The 17,266-nt window shown below is 35.9% G+C and carries 19 protein-coding genes; all 19 read right to left on the bottom strand.

From position 1 onward, the window contains the following. Positions 1 to 8 precede the first annotated feature (8 nt). The 19 genes from KO537_RS05160 to neuB are packed head-to-tail and all read right to left on the bottom strand — an operon-like array spanning position 9 to position 17,266. A complete protein-coding gene (locus KO537_RS05160) occupies positions 9 to 1,097 on the bottom strand; it encodes a glycosyltransferase (RefSeq protein ID WP_219233990.1) in 1,089 nt (362 codons plus the stop codon). Between the two features lies 1 nt (position 1,098). Then, positions 1,099 to 1,893 (bottom strand): glycosyltransferase family 2 protein, encoded by a 795-nt coding sequence (locus KO537_RS05155; protein ID WP_219233989.1) that lies wholly within the window; start codon positions 1,891 to 1,893, stop codon positions 1,099 to 1,101. After that, positions 1,890 to 2,813, bottom strand: coding sequence for an SDR family oxidoreductase (locus KO537_RS05150; protein ID WP_219233988.1), 924 nt, complete (start codon positions 2,811 to 2,813; stop codon positions 1,890 to 1,892). Before KO537_RS05150 ends, KO537_RS05155 begins: the two co-directional genes overlap by 4 nt. After that, positions 2,810 to 3,250, bottom strand: a complete 441-nt coding sequence (locus KO537_RS05145; protein WP_251071028.1) for a dTDP-4-dehydrorhamnose 3,5-epimerase family protein — start codon at positions 3,248 to 3,250, stop codon at positions 2,810 to 2,812. The genes KO537_RS05150 and KO537_RS05145 overlap by 4 nt, the downstream gene beginning before the upstream one ends. Further along, positions 3,247 to 4,347: a CDP-glucose 4,6-dehydratase gene (gene rfbG / locus KO537_RS05140; protein WP_219233987.1), complete on the bottom strand. Its 1,101-nt coding sequence runs from the start codon at positions 4,345 to 4,347 to the stop codon at positions 3,247 to 3,249. Before rfbG ends, KO537_RS05145 begins: the two co-directional genes overlap by 4 nt. A gap of 4 nt (positions 4,348 to 4,351) precedes the next feature. Beyond that, positions 4,352 to 5,122 carry a glucose-1-phosphate cytidylyltransferase gene (rfbF, locus tag KO537_RS05135; protein ID WP_219233986.1) on the bottom strand — a complete coding sequence of 257 codons (771 nt, stop codon included), beginning with the start codon at positions 5,120 to 5,122 and terminating at the stop codon, positions 4,352 to 4,354. After that, on the bottom strand, positions 5,119 to 6,318 hold the full coding sequence (locus tag KO537_RS05130; protein ID WP_219233985.1) for a glycosyltransferase: 1,200 nt from the start codon (positions 6,316 to 6,318) through the stop codon (positions 5,119 to 5,121). The genes rfbF and KO537_RS05130 overlap by 4 nt, the downstream gene beginning before the upstream one ends. Continuing rightward, a complete protein-coding gene (locus tag KO537_RS05125) occupies positions 6,315 to 7,499 on the bottom strand; it encodes a hypothetical protein (RefSeq protein ID WP_219233984.1) in 1,185 nt (394 codons plus the stop codon). The genes KO537_RS05130 and KO537_RS05125 overlap by 4 nt, the downstream gene beginning before the upstream one ends. 18 nt (positions 7,500 to 7,517) lie before the next feature. Then, positions 7,518 to 8,990 (bottom strand): hypothetical protein, encoded by a 1,473-nt coding sequence (locus KO537_RS05120; RefSeq protein ID WP_219233983.1) that lies wholly within the window; start codon positions 8,988 to 8,990, stop codon positions 7,518 to 7,520. Further along, positions 8,990 to 9,529 carry an acyltransferase gene (locus KO537_RS05115; RefSeq protein WP_219233982.1) on the bottom strand — a complete coding sequence of 180 codons (540 nt, stop codon included), beginning with the start codon at positions 9,527 to 9,529 and terminating at the stop codon, positions 8,990 to 8,992. Before KO537_RS05115 ends, KO537_RS05120 begins: the two co-directional genes overlap by 1 nt. A gap of 5 nt (positions 9,530 to 9,534) precedes the next feature. Beyond that, complete coding sequence (locus KO537_RS05110; protein WP_251071023.1) at positions 9,535 to 10,254, bottom strand: HisA/HisF-related TIM barrel protein; 720 nt, start codon at positions 10,252 to 10,254, stop codon at positions 9,535 to 9,537. A gap of 50 nt (positions 10,255 to 10,304) precedes the next feature. Beyond that, entirely contained in the window at positions 10,305 to 10,916 is a 612-nt protein-coding gene (gene hisH, locus KO537_RS05105; RefSeq protein ID WP_219233980.1) for an imidazole glycerol phosphate synthase subunit HisH, read from the bottom strand. After that, positions 10,913 to 12,058 carry an N-acetyl sugar amidotransferase gene (locus KO537_RS05100; RefSeq protein WP_219233979.1) on the bottom strand — a complete coding sequence of 382 codons (1,146 nt, stop codon included), beginning with the start codon at positions 12,056 to 12,058 and terminating at the stop codon, positions 10,913 to 10,915. The genes hisH and KO537_RS05100 overlap by 4 nt, the downstream gene beginning before the upstream one ends. A 17-nt stretch (positions 12,059 to 12,075) precedes the next feature. Continuing rightward, positions 12,076 to 12,837 (bottom strand): oxidoreductase, encoded by a 762-nt coding sequence (locus tag KO537_RS05095; protein WP_219233978.1) that lies wholly within the window; start codon positions 12,835 to 12,837, stop codon positions 12,076 to 12,078. Then, positions 12,827 to 13,528, bottom strand: a complete 702-nt coding sequence (locus KO537_RS05090; protein ID WP_219233977.1) for an acylneuraminate cytidylyltransferase family protein — start codon at positions 13,526 to 13,528, stop codon at positions 12,827 to 12,829. The genes KO537_RS05095 and KO537_RS05090 overlap by 11 nt, the downstream gene beginning before the upstream one ends. Next, a complete protein-coding gene (locus KO537_RS05085) occupies positions 13,525 to 14,502 on the bottom strand; it encodes a Gfo/Idh/MocA family oxidoreductase (RefSeq protein ID WP_219233976.1) in 978 nt (325 codons plus the stop codon). The genes KO537_RS05090 and KO537_RS05085 overlap by 4 nt, the downstream gene beginning before the upstream one ends. Position 14,503: 1 nt before the next feature. Then, positions 14,504 to 15,556, bottom strand: a complete 1,053-nt coding sequence (locus tag KO537_RS05080) for a nucleotidyltransferase family protein (RefSeq protein ID WP_219233975.1) — start codon at positions 15,554 to 15,556, stop codon at positions 14,504 to 14,506. Positions 15,557 to 15,567: 11 nt separating this feature from the next. Continuing rightward, positions 15,568 to 16,200 (bottom strand): acetyltransferase, encoded by a 633-nt coding sequence (locus KO537_RS05075; RefSeq protein WP_219233974.1) that lies wholly within the window; start codon positions 16,198 to 16,200, stop codon positions 15,568 to 15,570. Further along, a complete protein-coding gene (gene neuB / locus KO537_RS05070; RefSeq protein WP_251071021.1) occupies positions 16,193 to 17,266 on the bottom strand; it encodes an N-acetylneuraminate synthase in 1,074 nt (357 codons plus the stop codon). The genes KO537_RS05075 and neuB overlap by 8 nt, the downstream gene beginning before the upstream one ends.

The following is a 17,266-nucleotide window of genomic DNA, read 5'->3' as shown; positions in this document are numbered from 1 at the left end:
AATCACCACTAACATTGCAGATAAGTTTCAATATACTTATCTGCAATGACTGAAGGAATAAAATCTTTAGCCTTGTTAGAATAATAACCTTTTTCATGAGGAGAAAGATTCAATCCGTCATTCAATGCTGAAATACAATCACCTAAATCAAAGGAATCAATTAAAATTCCATACTTACCATTTTCAAGTATTTCTTCAGCACCAGATTTGAATCTAGTAGTCACAATAGGTATATCTGTCGACAGTGCCTCTATTAAAACCATGGGAGCACCTTCATATAGTGAAGTGTGATAAAAAAAAGTTGCATGCTGCATGTAAACTCTAGGCTCTTTGACATTGCCAGTAAAATGAACAGAATCGAGAACCTGCAATTGAAGTGCTAATCGTTCCAAATAAGCCCGCTCTTCTCCATCCCCTATTATCAATAATTTTACGTCGTTTCTTTTTGCAGTTAACAATTTGAACGAACGAAGCATCAAATCATAATTTTTACTTTTAGTTAATCGACCACAAGCGACAATAACTTTGTAATTATCAAACCAAGGATGCACATATTTAATATTTTTGTTCAATATCCAAGGAGAAATAGGGTTCGGTAAAACTGTTACATCATCTATTTTGTAAAACTTTTTTGAAGCCACTGCTGCATCATACGAAACATTTGTAACCTTAGCCATATTTTTTATAACAAAAGCAGAAAAAGAATATAGTCCTTTTACAAAAATATTTTTCCCTTTTAAATGTTCGATAATGTTAGTATGACTATTTATTATTAATTTATATTCATAGAAAAACTTTACCAAAGCAACTGGTAATGAAATTAAATCCGAACTAGAGATTACTAAGTCAAATCTTTTATTTATTTTAAAATAAAAAAACAATTTGAAAAAAGAGATTAAAAGTTCAGGAAAACCATACTTCTTATAACCAAAACAATGAAAGTTAATATTATCAGCTTGAAGAGCGCTAACATCTGCATTCAAATATGTTAGAACTTCAACATCATAACCTCTGCGTGAAAACTCATTTGCTAAAATGAGGTTTGCCTTAGAGACGCCACTCACGGATAGTGAATTAAACAAAAACAAAACTCTCATATTAAAAACCTATAAAACGCAAAACTTGTCTCATTTTAAAAAATGGATACAGGTGAAAGGCATTGTTATTCAAAATATATCTTAAAACTGCATATGAATTCTTCGCTTTATTTTTGTGAATAGAATTTTTTGCAGATAAAGAAGTGTTGATACTGCGATAACCTAGTAGTTTATCGCTTAAAAAACTGTATCTTGCACCGCTATCAATAATAGATATCCATAGAAAAAAGTCTTCCACTGTATTTAATGCAGCATCCTCATCAAAACCAGACAATAAATAATCTCGCTTAACAATTACGGATGATGTAAAGATACAATTCGAGAAAATCAGCATGTTAATAGAAAAATATTTTTTAAAAAAATATTTTTTAAACCGGTAAAAACGACCTTCAGATAATGGTCTTACAAGTGTATCAGTAAAAGTAATTCTATCAGTGCTAGAAAAATCTATCTCATTAGCTATCATATAAGATACTTGAATTGATAGCTTTTCAGACATCCATAAATCATCGGAATCAAGAAAGGCTATGAGTTCACCTTCAGCATGTTCAATACCTATATTCCTTGGTCTGGCGGGTCCGCCAGAATTTAAGCTTGAATGAATAATTTTAAACTTATCGAAATGAGATTTCATTTTCTCAACAACCAAAACTGAACTATCTGTAGAGGCATTGTCGACTATAATAATCTCGTAATTTTTATATGTTTGATGCTTAATTGAATTTAATGTTTCTACTATATATTGCTCTGCATTGTACATCGGGATTACTATACTAACGAGCGGAAAATCATTCATCTTTTTTCACTCAACATTTTAAAAATATTAATAGCTTCTGTCTTGAAGTGATTATCAAACGTATAAGGTAAAATATTAACTAAACATTGATTAGACACAGTCAAATAAATTGGCTTGTAATCATCATGTTCATTCACATTGACAACTAACTCTTTTCCAAAATAATCAAAATAAGCTGACTGTACATACGTAGCGACATCAATGATTGCAAATGTTTTGCTAGATGCCAAATTGAGAATTCCTGTTGTTTTGAGATATAGGAATTTCTCAACAATGCAAGTAACATCACCCATCCATATAAAATCTCTTAAGGCTTTTCCGTTACCATTAAGAGTAACTGCATTTTTATTGAATGCTTGAAGACACAAGTCATTGAGCACTAAATACCACTTATCAGTATTAATATCCTTTGGACACCCATAACTATTAGTTAAACGAAAAATAAGATATTCAAATCCCAAGAGCCTTGCATTCTTTTCAATATATTTTTCTGCAAAATAATGCGTTAAAGCGTAGTCATTGGTAGGTGCAATATGAGTTTGCTCTGTAACTACGCCTTCCGTAGCTCCATATACATGAAATGTACTGAGATAAATTAGTTTACCAATACCAAATCTAGCTAGACTTTGACACAACAATTCAGTACCGAATGAATTAATTAGCAAGGCATCTTTATTATAACTAGGACTTTGACATTCATTAAAACTAGCCGCATGGATACAAACATCATAATAACAATCGACGATGGAATTAAGCGAATACACATCCGTAATGTCACCTTTCAGGAAGCGATAGTTCTCATGTGTAATAACAAATCGCTCATTACGCCCGATTACTGCAACATCATGTCGCTGTTCTAACAAATATAATGTAAGCCATAAACCTAAGTTACCTAGCCCTCCGGTAATCAAGATCTTCATGCTAAAATCCAGTTATAATCAATCTCATTTAAATCACAATTGATACTTTCATCAGGATCATGCTCAATACTTGCAATGTTTAGTAATAAATTCGCCCCCTGACTTTCACCTCGAAATGCAAGCCAAACACCAGCAGGAATAGTTAGTCGGCTGTAATTATCACTTGAAAGTACAACTTCAAAAAAATTTTTAAACGTCGGAGAGTTAGGTCTATCGTCATAAGCAACAAACTTAATCGCTCCTACAGGAACAACTAGATTAAGTAGCATTTTAGTATGTATTTTCCATCCCTTTACACATGCATAATTCACGGATGAAAAATATGCTTCTCCGAAAGAAATAAAGCTTGGCTCAGAACATTTAAGGGCATGAAATATATCCCCCTTATCATGCTTGATTCGTTTTAAAGGTGTCAAAACTATACCGTCAATCATCATTTGCACCAAATCAAATCCTTTTCTTTTGCTATATTTTGATATTCATTAATTTGATGAGTTGTAAATTTCATCATATCTAACTCACCTTTATAGAACTCATAATACCATTCGCTAACGAACTTAATACACTGCTTATAATTTAAATTAGCTTCCCACTTCAAATTAAACAAAGCTTTATCACAATTTAATTTTAATAAGCCAGCTTCATGAAATGGAATGTTATCAGTAACAATATATGCATCAGCTGTTTGATTAAAATTCCAATAAACACTTAGGTCGGATAACAAATCTTTTACTGTATGATTTTGTTCTGCACGGGGGCCGAAATTATATTGCTCACCATGGTTATCTTCATTAATCACAAGACCTTGACCAAGTGCCAAATAACCGCTTAATGGTTCTAAAACATGCTGCCATGGACGAGTTGCATCAGGACAACGAATTTCAACTCTTTCATTGTTACTCCAAGCTCGCATGCAGTCAGCAACTATTCGATCAGTTGCCCAGTCTCCACCACCTATAACATTTCCAGCTCTACCAGTGGCCAATCTGACGTATCCATTTGGATTAGGGAAGAAAGATTGCTGATAAGCATGGAATATTACTTCCGCGGCTCCTTTTGAGCCACTATATATATCACGACCACCAACAGGATCCGTTTCTTTATATCCCCAAACCCACTCTACATTCTCATAACACTTGTCACTTGTTATAATCACAGCATAACATCTGTGCTCTAAATGCCGCAATACCTCTAAAACATTTGCAGTACCAATTACATTGGTTGAAATCGTATTAAGAGGGTCACTATAAGATAATGAAACAATCGGCTGCGCTGCTAAATGGAATAAAAAATCAGGTTTGAATTCATTAATGATATTAGAAATTTCACTTAGATTTCTTACATCTGCAATATGATGCTCAATTTTATTTGATAGTTCTAACTCATTAAAAATTGATGGAGTTGTTGGTATATCAATAGATATACCACACACATCAGCGCCTAAATTAAGCAACCAAGTCGTCAACCAAGTTCCCTTAAACCCAGTATGGCCTGTAATTAAAACTTTTTTCCCAGCATAAACATTTGCAAACATATTATTACCAACTTTTCCATTTTGCGTTATTACTATCAAACATTGCATTTAACTTTTGTTTGTCGTTTAAGGAATCCATACATTTCCAAAACCCATGATGCTTATAAGTCATCAACTCACCATTTAAGGCTAAATTCTGAAGTGGATTTTGTTCAAAAACAGTCTCATCACCATCATTTATATAATCGAATATTGATGGTTCACAAACAAAAAAGCCGCCATTAATCCAAGAACCATCGCCTTTCGGTTTTTCAAGGAAATTTGTTACTTTATCCCTATTAATCACCAAAGAACCAAAGCGTCCTTCTGGCTGAACCGATGTCATTGTAATTGATTTACCATGGTTTTCATGGAACTTGACTAACGAAGCAATATCAACATCAGATACACCATCGCCATAAGTCAACATAAAACGCTCATTTCCAACAATCTCTTGCGCACGTTTTATCCGCCCCCCTGTCATGGTATGCAATCCTGTATCTAACAGAGTGACAGTCCAAGGCTCAGAAGTATTTTTATGGATTTTCATCTCATTTGTTGAGAGATTAATTGTCACATCACTTTGATGAAGAAAATAATTAGCAAAATATTCTTTAATGTAATAACCTTTATATCCCAACAATATTACAAATTCGTTGTAACCATATTGAGAGTACATCTTCATAATATGCCAAAGAATTGGTTTCCCACCAATTTCTACCATAGGTTTTGGACGGATATCAGTTTCTTCACTTAATCTTGTTCCAAAACCACCAGCTAATAATAAAACTTTCATCTAACCCTCTTAGTATCTAATTTATTTTTATAAGCCAATGCCATTTTATCGGCACTATACTTAGTTTTAAAGCTATTAATCGCATTTGATGCTATTTCTCTTCTAAATTCGACATTTTCAATTAATTCAATTACAGATGCTTTTAACTGGCTTATATCACCATAATCGACAAGTAATCCATCCCAACGTTCGGTTATGACCTCTTGCATACCGCCAATTCTTGTTGCAATAACAGGCACATTTAAAGCCATTGCCTCGATAATGGTTAAACCAAATGATTCATTATACATAGATGGGACTAATAATAAATCGGCAGTTGCGATAATATGATGATTATCTGTTCGATGGCCTAATAGAAAAATATTATCACAACCACAAGCCATCCTATTTATTCTTTGTATTTCAGCTTCACTTCCCTTCCCACAAACTAAAAAATCATATTGAGGGAGTTGCTTCATAACAGCAAAAGCAAACTCATGACCTTTACGCTCCTCATAAGTACCGAGCATAACAACTCGCTTTTTAGGCGAGTTCAGTATTTGGGTTCTAATCATATTTAATGAGGCCGCACCGACCGTTATAGATGGTTCTGAAATACCGTTATAAATAAATCCTAATTTTCTATCATTAATGCCTGTTCTACAATGCATTGAGTTTGCACAATCGTTTGAAACAGAAATAAACTCAATGGTTGTCCATGACACTAATACATCGGATATAAATTGAAATGGTTTAAATAATCTCCTATATTTTTGAGCATTATTATGGAAGTTATACCATGACTTTTTACCATTAACTAAAAACCAAGCTATAGATGCAACATTACAACTTTGACCACCAGGATATCCACCATTAACTATCATTAGTTCATCAAAATTTTTATATTTTGAAAACAACCTGATTAACTGAAAAAGTTGTATTGGGTATGAAATTAGCAGAAAAAAGAGTTTCCCTATTAAGACAAAGATTTTTTTTAACGGATGCACATTAGTATTTTTGAAAAAGCTATGTCTAGAAAATAAATTTGTAACAATTAAACTCCCACTCACAACCTTGGATCTTAAATAAGCCAAACCTTCGTGAGAGCTATTTATCATTAGAGACACTTCATTATCAGGCCAATGATTTATTAGATTAACCAGAAATGTATCAAGCCCACCTTTTCGGTAATTTTCGCAAAAAAGCAGAATTTTCAATTTAAACCCTTACTACTAGACAATGTATAAATAAAATCATAGAGGACATCAGCATTGATTGGATACTGTGCAGGAGTATTAGAAACATATCTATTGATATAATTACTATACTTCTCTTCATTTATCTCAAACTTTAATTCTGGCAACTCACTAATTACGCAATCACTTTCAATTAAGTTGCAATCTAACTCATAAAAAAAAGAATCTGTAATACCAATATCATATCCATTATCTATTAGTAATTTATCCTTAATAACCATTAATGGTTTATTGAAATATACTGCAGCATGAATTGCAGTACTATTATGCGTTATACAAAATTTAGCTTTCTCAATTAAATCAATTGTGTTTGTAGTACTTGTATTCCAACCTATCCACATATCAGTGTAACGATGATCAATTACAATCCTTGGATGTAATGCTACAATTACTTTAACTTTATACCTAACCTCAAAAAATCTTAGAAGCTTTTGAATTCTGTCAAAATAATCTTTCGCATATCGACTTATATCACCATTACATTTCAAAGTATCAGTATGGAAGGGAATAGCCTGATCTATCCATAAAAAATACTCCCCATCAAGATCAGAACGATATTTAGACAACGTTTTTTCTATTTTTTTTTGATACAATTTTTGATATATATCGTAACATTGCGATTCTAAAATAATAGTCTTTGAGACTATACCAGAGTATAATCCAGATGATAAAGAGCCTGCTCTTTGAACAAAATAAAATGGATAAAATTTAAAGACAAACCTGTTAAAAACTTTTCTATATATCTTACTTGCCAATTTATCAGTATTAAATCTACTTAAGAGATTAAGAAACTTACTATTCTTTATTGGTGCAGAATGTGGAATAGCGCCTAAAGTTTGAACACCTATATACTTACACTTACGAGCAAGAATTAAATGAAGATATGAAGACAACACTCCTCCACATAAAACAACTTCATTCTTACCGATAGAATTAATCACATCCTTGTATTCATACAACGAGTTACAAAAAATCATGTTAAAAGTTAGTGTATTATGAGTTCTGTAATCTTCAGTTCCCCACATAAGGGCAGATAAGTCAACAACATTAATTTCAACACCTTTAGAAGCTAACTCTTGCAAGCCATATCGAATAAAGTCAACATCTGTGACCCTGTTAACACTCATAAACCAAAGTTTCATAATTTACCCTGCTTTCTTCTAACCAATACTTGATTCTATTTTCTTTTTAAATATCCCTATTGCATTAGGAAAGTAAAATGCACAACAGAAAACAATTATAGTATATATAAAACCTGAAATTAAAAAATCAATAATTACATTGTCAAATAATAAAACTTTTGTAACGTAAGCGATTATAGAAAATACAAACACACAAACAATCTGATGAATAATAAAACTAGCTACTCTGACATTTAGGTACTTAGCATTAAATAATAATTGCACATTCACGCTGATGATTTGAACAACAAACATTTTCCACGCCATACCTTCAGCACCCATTTTGAGTAAATAAATAAATAGACAACTCAATATGAGACCAAAAAAGGAGAATAACAATCCAATATTTTTATAAAATGTAATTTTGCCTGCGGAAAAAATGAGTGCCGTATTTATTTGTCCATATGTTTGATGTAATGGGTAGAAAGCCATAATTACTAGTGCCATATAGGCACCTTCATATCGAGCATCAGTAAATATCAATAATAAGTCTTCTGCATGGAATGCAACAAAAACACTGAAGTATGCTGAAATAGCGTACAACATTGGAACATAGCGGCTAAACAGTTTTCTTACATTATCGATATCATTCTGCTCGATAGATTGTGAAAACTCCCGCATTATTATTGGTGTCATAGCACTAGTGAATAAAAAACACATTGCCGAAATTGAATAAGAAAGCCCATAAAAACCAACTTCTACTGAGCCACTTACTTTTTGCAAAAGCCAAATATCAAATATACCAATTGCTATTGCTATCAGATTAAAAATAAAGAGTGGCGAACAAAATACATAAAACTCTTCAAAAATAGCTCTAAAGTTTATATTTTTAAAATTTATTTCCGAATCAAAAACATGCTTCCTCTTAAAAATTACAAGCAATAACATTAGCAATACTAATAAAGATAAAATATTAAAATAAAAATATCTTTCTAAGTCTAAATAAAATTCACTTATTATTATAAAAACGATAAATAACATCGAAATTTTATGAATTATTTTAACTATTTCAACAGGCACAGTAATAGCATACGCATCAGATATTTTAATAAATACCTGATTTAACCATGTTAATAAGCAAAATAACATTCCTAAATATATATACTTCCTTTCTACATCAGGAAAAACGTAATTGGCAGCACCTCCAAAATCGATAAATAAAGATGTCAGCAAAGTAATTAGAAATATTAAGGAAGAAACCAAGAAATAAAAGATAATTAAATCATATCTACTGTTATTAGCAGATAACTTTGTAAAAAATGCTGTAGATGAATTTGCATCAATAAAAGATATGAATTGATTATAGAGTTGCTGAAGAAAATTAAATTGCCCATAAGCAACCGGCCCTAATGCCTTCGGTATTATCGCAACCAATAGAGCATTTACAATACCAAAAATAATATTTGCTAATAACTTGAGAATATATCTCTTTTTTAAACTATCAATTACCATTATAAATACTTAATTATTCTAGCAGGATTCCCAACCGCAATAGCAAAATCGTCTACAGACTTAGTAACTATACTCCCCGCACCTATGACTGAATTCTTTCCAATTGTTACTCCAGGCAAAATTATGCTATTAGCTCCAATCCAAGCACCTTCTTTAACCACTATATCTTCTGATGGATAATACCCTTGCTCAATAAGAGGAATATCACGGCGATTAAATTTGTGATTGTTTACATAAAAGTGAACACCTGCGCCCATCATAACATTATCTTCAAGAATGATGTGGGCATATTGGTCAGCAAACATCATTGTCGAGGGACGAACCACGACATTTTTACCTATTGAAATATTTGAACAATGTACCGCATATGCTCCAGCTCGAAAATCTGCACCTTCACCAAAATATTTAAATTTATTTCTACATAACTTCAGCATAGAAGACTTAAAATGAAGCTTCCAGTGGCTGAACGGCATATCAGGACCAATACGGTCAGCTGTGTTGCAGAATACAATTTTTTTGTAGATCTCTTTTAAAAACATAATGGCTATTCCCAGCGAGCCAGGTTGGCACCGTGCTCTAACATATAACTACGGGCATTTGGCAATCCATTACCAATAAAATTAAATAAATTTGCGGTCGCTACGGCTGATACCCCATCAACAGATAAACCTGAACTTAAGTGACGTTCATTGCCCGCTCCACCCATGATGATAAAAGGCATATTCACTGAATTTGCGTACTTTTCGATATTTTCGAGATCATAACCAAAACCAGTACCATCTTTATCTATCGAATTAAAAATGATTTCACCAACGCCCAACTGTTCAAGATGCAGCAAGTAATCCTCAAGGCTCATCGGGATAGCCGTAGTGCCGTCATGAATATGAACCACAGGTAACCCATCAATAACTTTATAGTCTACTGATGCTACAAGGCTTTGAGAGCCAAATCTGTTTATGATTTCTGTTGCCAATGCTGGGTCATTATAAAGTGAGGAATTGAGGATAACTTTGTCTGCACCACTTCTGAATAAAAGCTCAGCATCTTCTATCTTTCTGATGCCTCCACCTGCAGCGACAGGTATAAACACATCTTCGACTAAGCAGCTAACAACAGCAGAGAACTTCTCGATGTCTTTTTGCCCTTTAGTGGCATCAACCACAACCAGCTCATCTAATGAGAATGATATTTTTTGAAATTTATAATTCTTTTCAAGCCAATTAATGTCACCAACACGCTGCAGGCGAAAATTTCGACTTTGCATAAAGCTGCCACTATTATAGATAAGTCCAAAAATGAGTCTGTTTCGTAACATCAAAATCGCTCTATAAAGTTTTTTAATAATTGAAGACCGTTCGTCTGGCTAAGTTCGGGGTGAAATTGCACACCAGCAATGTTATCAATTTCAAAACTTGCAACAAATTCTTCGCCATAATCGCAGATAGTTTTACCTATATCCGCCTTTGAACACATTCTGAAACTGTGCGTAAAATAATAATCAGGCTCAGGGTGTATACCAGAGTATAGCCGGCTTCCTTTACATGGCCTCACCTGGTTATATCCAACATGAGGGATCTTTAGCTCTGTTGAAACAAAAGACTCAACTACGCCATCGATCAAACCAAGCCCTGAGTTAAAGCCGCTCTCAGTGCTTGAATGTCCCATTAGTTGCATACCAAGACAAATACCAAGTATTGGCTTCTTATCATCCAATACCAGTCTTCTGATACAAGATGTCAAATCAAGCTCATTGATTTTACTCATTGCTCTGGCGTAGTTCCCTACGCCAGGCAATATCAGTTTATCTGCACTTTGTAACACCGAGAAATCATTAGATAACGAAATGTCATCGTAGCCGAGGTAACGAAGAGCACTCGTTACCGACTTCAGATTCCCCATACCATAATCAACAATAACTAATTTCATACTTCGAATTCTTCACCTACTGTGAATTTTGGATGCCAAATGCCATCAACTTTTTCGAACAAATCTTTGTTTGCATATTTATCGAGTACAGCATCAAATTCATCTTTACTCATCTCGTAATATTCCAAATAGAGATCAATAAATTCAAATGGATATTGATTATCGTACGCAAGGACAAGGTTTAACGCTTGCTCTCTAGTCATTGCTCCACGGCGAATCTCTATCCCAGCATCTTGCGTTGCACGTCCAAAACCGAACTTTAAATACATTAAATATGCATGTAATGAATATAATGCTTGATCATTCTGAGAAAAATTAGTGAAAGTACCAGCAGTGCCTTCTTCTTTTTCTTTCAAGCCACAATGTTCTTTTGCAACAACATAATTTCTATAGGAATCCCACGCCTCATAATAAGACCAATGGGTAAAAGCCAGATCATGCGTTTTCACTTGCTCATCAGTAGGGAAACGCCAGAATGCAAGGTCACCATCGCTTACATCCTTATCACCGAGTATAATGTCAAAAACCTTATCATAACCGCCTTCAAAGTAGACTCGCTTCATATATTCAATGTTATATAAAGGATTATGTTTACTCTCTGTTGAACCACCATACTCAACCTCACCATCTTCTCCATAAAAAATGAGAGGTATATTAAAGTTCATTGCGGTCTGAATAACAGCGGTTTTGATTGCTATTAACCAGCCATAGTAAGGGAAACCTTTCTCAATAAAACCAAGTTTGTTTAATTTTTGCATAACTTTCGCATTTGGCGAAATATGAATATGGTTAAAACCAGAATTAATGAAGTTAGTAAGGTTCTCATCACCTAACTCAAGGCTTAAAGCCGGACGGACAGTAATAGCTAATGGATTCATTCCGTATTTATGCTTCAGCGTATAAGCAACATAAGAACCGTCTTTACCACCACTAACCGGAACAACACAGTCAAAGCCAGTACCATTGGACGATCTATATTTATCAACCAACACCTTAAGCTCTTCCTGACGAGGAGCCCAATCAATGCTTTTCTTCTCGTCCGACCAAACACAGGCATTACAACGCCCTTCGTGGTTGAATTCAATCCGCGGACGTGTCGACATATTTAAGCAAGTTTTACACCAGAAAATCTTCTTCGCCATTTTAATCTCCACAATATTTATAATACGAAACCGTCATCGACGACTATGTTTTGTCCATTGACATAACGAGCATAATCAGATAACAGATAGACGATAGAGCCTATTACATCGTCTACATCTAACATTCCTTTACCTAAAGTCTGGCGTTTGTATGCCTCTAAAAAGTTATTAGGCTGATGGTCAAAAATACCACCAGGGCTTACGCTATTTACCCTAAAACGGCTGTCTGCAACATAAGCAACCACATATTTAGATAAGTGTAAAAGAGCGGACTTTATTGCCGCATATTCTACAGGCATAGTCATCTTGGTATTTTCATACACATCAAACTTAGGTGCTACAACCCCATAAATTGAAGAAATATTTACTAATGAAAAGTCGCTTTGCACTCTCTTAAAATAAGCTGCGCATTGTTGCATAAATAAAAATGACGAGCCAAGGTGTAATGAAAGATTTTCGTTAAAATCCGAAAGATTTACATCAAAAAAGTGGGCACCATATTTTTTATTTCTTGGATAAGTACAATTCACTGCACCAGTGATTGTAGTTAATGACTCAAGCAAAGCTTTGACCGCAGTTTCACTTGTCACATCAAGAGATGAAAAACTCAAGGCAGGATTTTCAACATCAACATTAATCTCTGTTAAACGGCTCTTTAGTTTTTCAACATCCAAATCAACAGCCAAAACTTTGCTGCCATGCAGCAACAAAGACCTAACAACTTTTGCCCCGAGTAGACCAGAAGCCCCAACAACTAAAATATTTTTATTAGCCAACATTTTTTTTGCTTTCCATTACAATTGCTTCAGCCAGCATGAAGTCATAAATGTCATCAATATCCACAGCCCTTACTTTTGGAATTAAGACACTGGTCACTTTGCCTTCAAATAGCGCATTTTTTTCAAGAACAAATTCAGGTTTCGCTGCGTAAACTACTGTAGTGATATCAAAAACTTCAGGAGAATCTTGCCTACGATACACACCAGTAGCAGGTCTGTTAACCAACTCGACACTTCCATCTTCGTTCTGTTTCACCATATTGAAATACGGACTACGATTGGCTGGCGTAACGGAAATACATATATCAGCATCGGTATCTAAAAGTTGTCTTATTGCAGCACTGACATCAGTTTCATCACGAAGCGGGCTGGTAGCTGGTAGACTAACAAATACATCAAAATCACCGTAACCAGAACGAACATAATCAATTGCATGGCGCCAAGATAACCACTCTGGACTGCTGTCCGTTGCCAACTCAGCAGGACGTTCTATTATTTCAGCACCAGCAGCGCGCGCAACTGAAGCAATAGCTACATCGTCAGTAGAAACAAAGACTTTTTCAATACCCGCAGTAGCAAAGGCTGTTTCAATGGAATATTGAATCAGAGGCTTTCCATCGAGAGATTTTATATTTTTTTGAGGTAGTCCTTTCGAGCCGCCCCTAGCAAAGATGAATGCAACAGTTTTCACGCTATTCGTCTCCATTTATTAGATTGTTTTGCATACTCAATCAATTCGATTACCTTCAAAGAAGACTCTATTGTTGCCAGATGTGACATACCTTGCATTTTGATATTTTCAAAGGCCTGTAACATATCAATATACATGCCGTTTTTATTATATTGTGGCTCTGCGTACAGCATATTACTGCCAGTAGCATGATACACAGTAACAGTGTTCATCATTAAGTCCCAAACCAAACGGCCTTTTTCACCAATGAATTCACAGTTTCGTTGCGTAGACTTCTGAACAAAATCAAGATGAACGGAAATGTAAGTACCAGAAGTTGTAGTAAGAACTAAATCTGCAATATCTTCAACATCTAATCCAAGTTCATCCGTTGTGCGTAGCCAGCTGTGTTGTAATTCCAAATCACCGAACAACCAAAAAAGGTAATCCAATTCATGGCTAAGCTCCAATAAAGCTCCACCACCTAACTCTTTTCTAGCTGAGACAGAGTCTTTATAATTTTTATCTGTACGCCAGCTAGGTAAAAACTGCCCTACATTAGATTCGACGTTATAAATAGCACCAAGCTTACCCGCACTCAAATAGTTTTTGACTACCTGTGCTGAAGGTAAAAATCTTAGACAATAACCAACAGAAACAACGCAGGATTGACTGTCGTCTATGCTAGATATCAATTCTTCGCAGCTTTCGACTGTATCGGCCAAGGGCTTTTCAATAAGAACAGCTATACCGTTTTGCAGCAATACCTTAGCAGTAGTGACATGATAAGGCGCGGGTGACGCAATAATCGCGTAAGCAGGCTTTTCTTCCAGCAGTTGATCCAGGCTAATTACAGCATCTGCATGAACTGACAATTCAGTATTACGACCGCTTGCTGATACCGAATAAATTTTAGCGTCTGGGTGTAAATACCTTAAATTAGCAAGATGGCGTTTGGCAATACTACCCATACCAACAACAGCGTAACAACTCATCTTAGAACTCCAGATTCATAATGTCTGTTTGTGCTCTGTTGTAATCCTCTATCCTGCCTATATCAAGCCAGTACTCATGAATTGGAAACATAAGCACATTATGCTGCTGCGCAATAAATTGCTCCAGCAAGGTGGGCATGTCTATCCGAGAGTTTTGTTGTACAGAACGTCGAATTTGTGGGCTAACCACATAAATACCTGCATTAACAAAAAAACGCTGCACTGGTTTTTCAACCATGCTAATTATTTTATTACCTTCACCATTTATGACACCAAAAGGCACTTGATACTCATAATCGCGAACGCACATAGTAGCAGCGGCCTGATGCTTATTATGAAACTCCAGTACCCGCTCAAAATCGACATTAGTTAATACATCACCATTGATCAGAATAAGAGGAAGATCAGGTATATCGGCAGGCAACAAACCGAGTGCACCGCCCGTGCCTAAAGGTAATTCTTCATGCACATAACTAATTTTCACATTCCACTTAGAGCCATCACCAAAATGTTCACGGATCATTTCTGGAAGGTAATGTGTTGAAATATAAAAGTTTACAAAACCAGCCTTAATAAAACTATTGAGCACAATTTCCAATATCGGCTTATCACCGACTTTTAATAAAGGCTTAGGACAATTGTCTGTTAACGGCCTTAACCTAGTACCAAAACCACCAGCCATTAAAAATACCGGATTTTGATATTTGGAGTATTGGCCCACACGCTGCAGTGTCTCAAGGCCAGCAACTTTGTCCTCTTCCATCAGAGGAATCGCCAATAGTTGCTCTTTTTCCATAAACTTAACTAATTCTTTACGGGCTGTGCCCAACTTTGCAGTTAATGGCTTGGTATTCATCACCATGCTGACTGGGCTGGTAATACTTAAGTTCTTTAATAAACCACGACGCACATCGCCATCAGTTACAACACCCAATAAACGCAGTTCGTCATCAACAACAAGGGCAATTCGCAACGACTCACTGTCTATTAGCTGTAGTGCATCTCGTATAGGCTGATCTGGCTTAATCAGAATGTTTTTCCAGTCGTAGCTCATTTATAAATCCTTTACCGCAAAAATGGTTTGGCAACATAAAGCGTTTTGTTGCTCTCTAAATTTTTAGTGACCGTAGCGCCAGCACCAACCAATGCGCGCTCACCAATCTGAATACCTTGAATAACTTTCGCACCTGTTGCTATATGCACATAATCGCCTGTATTCACAGCACCGCTTAACACAGCTCCTGGCGCTATATGGTTATGTTTACCAATAACACAGTCATGCTCAATGATGGAACCAGTGTTGAGAATAGTCCCCTCACCTATATAGGCATTCACGTTGACTATAGTTCCCGGCATCACCTGCACGCCTTCTGACAAAATGGCGTAGTCTGAAACTATAGCTTTAGGTGAAACAATAGTCATAAAGCTATAGCCCAATTGCTTAAATTGCTGGTGTACTTTAAAACGAACTTCCTGACCAGGTAATGAACCAATAGCATTGACTAGAAGGATCGAGTCTTTATCAAAAGACAACACATCGTCGTCGGATAAATACAAGGTAAGCCCTCCAAATATTGGGTTTGCCTTTGGTTGTTCTTGTGCAACAAGTCCAAGCACTGTGCAATTGATCTGTCGTAATATATCTATAACAGCAGCAGCATGGCCACCAGCTCCGAGAACTAAAACGGGCTTACTCAAGGACTAGGTCTCCAGCCTTATAGCTTCTGGATGCTGGTTTAGACTGGATTTCCCAGAATCTGTATGGACTTTCACCATTACCAGGCCGCTTCACCGCCAGATCATCAGCCGTAATAATATGACCAGCAGCTATATCACGGGCGGCAACAACACTCTTTCGTGCTGCGGCTTTGTTTTTAATTTCAGAAGGTCGTGGCCCTTTAATGCCGTCCCCTAAGGTCAACTCTACAGCACGAACAGCTTGGACCATGGCTTTCAACTCTTTGGGATCCAGTGACGCCTTGTGATCAGGACCTTCCATGTCTTTATCCAACGTAAAATGCTTTTCAATCAGCACCGCACCGCGGGCTACGGCGGCTATTGGTACAACAATACCTTCGCTATGATCTGAATAACCGACAGGTAGGCCGAAGGAAGAAGCCAGCGTGTCCATGGCCCGAAGATTAATATCAGCAAGAGGGGCCGGATATTCGGTTGTGCAATGCAAGACTGTGACTTTATCTTTCAGTGCTTTTTTCCCTGCGTCAGAAAAATAAGCGGCCTGAAATGAATCAACTGAAGGCACTGCATCAATAGGAGCTGTATAACCAAAAGCAATAACACCTAAAACAGCTTCTATATCAGCCAGAGTCGCCATACCTGTTGATACAATCAAATCACAGCCTGTTCGGGCATGTTGCAACACTAATGGCGCATTAGTGATTTCACCTGAAGGAATTTTCAGCCGAGTTAGTTTTAAGTCGTTCGCCAAAAATTCAAGGCTTTCGCTGTCAAAGGCCGTCGATAAAAACTCAATGCCCAACTTAGCACAATAAGCTACCAGTTGATGGTGCGCCTCATAGCTAAGCTCCAGACGACTCAACATAGCAAGTTGTGATTCCTGTTTCCCCGTATTCGTCACCTGATAATCTGCTTGCAGAGCCTGTGCAGTCACTAGATTTTTTGCTTTAAAGGTTTGGAATTTAACGATGTCAGCGCCAGCTTCGTATGCTTTATCGACTAACTGAAAGGCAAGCTTCTCGTCGCCGTTATGATTTACACCTGCTTCTGCAATAATGAGTGTCAT

The sequence above is a fragment of the Shewanella sp. NKUCC01_JLK genome, from assembly GCF_019345615.1.
Taxonomy (GTDB): domain Bacteria; phylum Pseudomonadota; class Gammaproteobacteria; order Enterobacterales; family Shewanellaceae; genus Shewanella; species Shewanella oncorhynchi.
The sequence above is the reverse complement of the archived record's forward strand: the minus strand, read 5'-3'. Positions and strand labels throughout refer to the sequence as shown.

Bases quoted from the DNA above. Each gene is read 5' to 3' on its own strand.
- rfbF (WP_219233986.1), bottom strand. From the start codon at position 5,122: ATGAAAGTTTTATTATTAGCTGGTGGTTTTGGAACAAGATTAAGTGAA.
- KO537_RS05100 (WP_219233979.1), bottom strand. From the start codon at position 12,058: ATGGCGAAGAAGATTTTCTGGTGTAAAACTTGCTTAAATATGTCGACA.
- KO537_RS05150 (WP_219233988.1), bottom strand. From the start codon at position 2,813: ATGAAGATCTTGATTACCGGAGGGCTAGGTAACTTAGGTTTATGGCTT.
- KO537_RS05145 (WP_251071028.1), bottom strand. From the start codon at position 3,250: ATGATGATTGACGGTATAGTTTTGACACCTTTAAAACGAATCAAGCAT.
- KO537_RS05115 (WP_219233982.1), bottom strand. From the start codon at position 9,529: ATGTTTTTAAAAGAGATCTACAAAAAAATTGTATTCTGCAACACAGCT.
- KO537_RS05125 (WP_219233984.1), bottom strand. From the start codon at position 7,499: ATGAAACTTTGGTTTATGAGTGTTAACAGGGTCACAGATGTTGACTTT.
- KO537_RS05110 (WP_251071023.1), bottom strand. From the start codon at position 10,254: ATGCAAAGTCGAAATTTTCGCCTGCAGCGTGTTGGTGACATTAATTGG.
- rfbG (WP_219233987.1), bottom strand. From the start codon at position 4,347: ATGTTTGCAAATGTTTATGCTGGGAAAAAAGTTTTAATTACAGGCCAT.
- KO537_RS05080 (WP_219233975.1), bottom strand. From the start codon at position 15,556: ATGAGCTACGACTGGAAAAACATTCTGATTAAGCCAGATCAGCCTATA.
- KO537_RS05155 (WP_219233989.1), bottom strand. From the start codon at position 1,893: ATGAATGATTTTCCGCTCGTTAGTATAGTAATCCCGATGTACAATGCA.
- hisH (WP_219233980.1), bottom strand. From the start codon at position 10,916: ATGAAATTAGTTATTGTTGATTATGGTATGGGGAATCTGAAGTCGGTA.
- KO537_RS05120 (WP_219233983.1), bottom strand. From the start codon at position 8,990: ATGGTAATTGATAGTTTAAAAAAGAGATATATTCTCAAGTTATTAGCA.
- neuB (WP_251071021.1), bottom strand. From the start codon at position 17,266: ATGACACTCATTATTGCAGAAGCAGGTGTAAATCATAACGGCGACGAG.
- KO537_RS05085 (WP_219233976.1), bottom strand. From the start codon at position 14,502: ATGAGTTGTTACGCTGTTGTTGGTATGGGTAGTATTGCCAAACGCCAT.
- KO537_RS05095 (WP_219233978.1), bottom strand. From the start codon at position 12,837: ATGTTGGCTAATAAAAATATTTTAGTTGTTGGGGCTTCTGGTCTACTC.
- KO537_RS05160 (WP_219233990.1), bottom strand. From the start codon at position 1,097: ATGAGAGTTTTGTTTTTGTTTAATTCACTATCCGTGAGTGGCGTCTCT.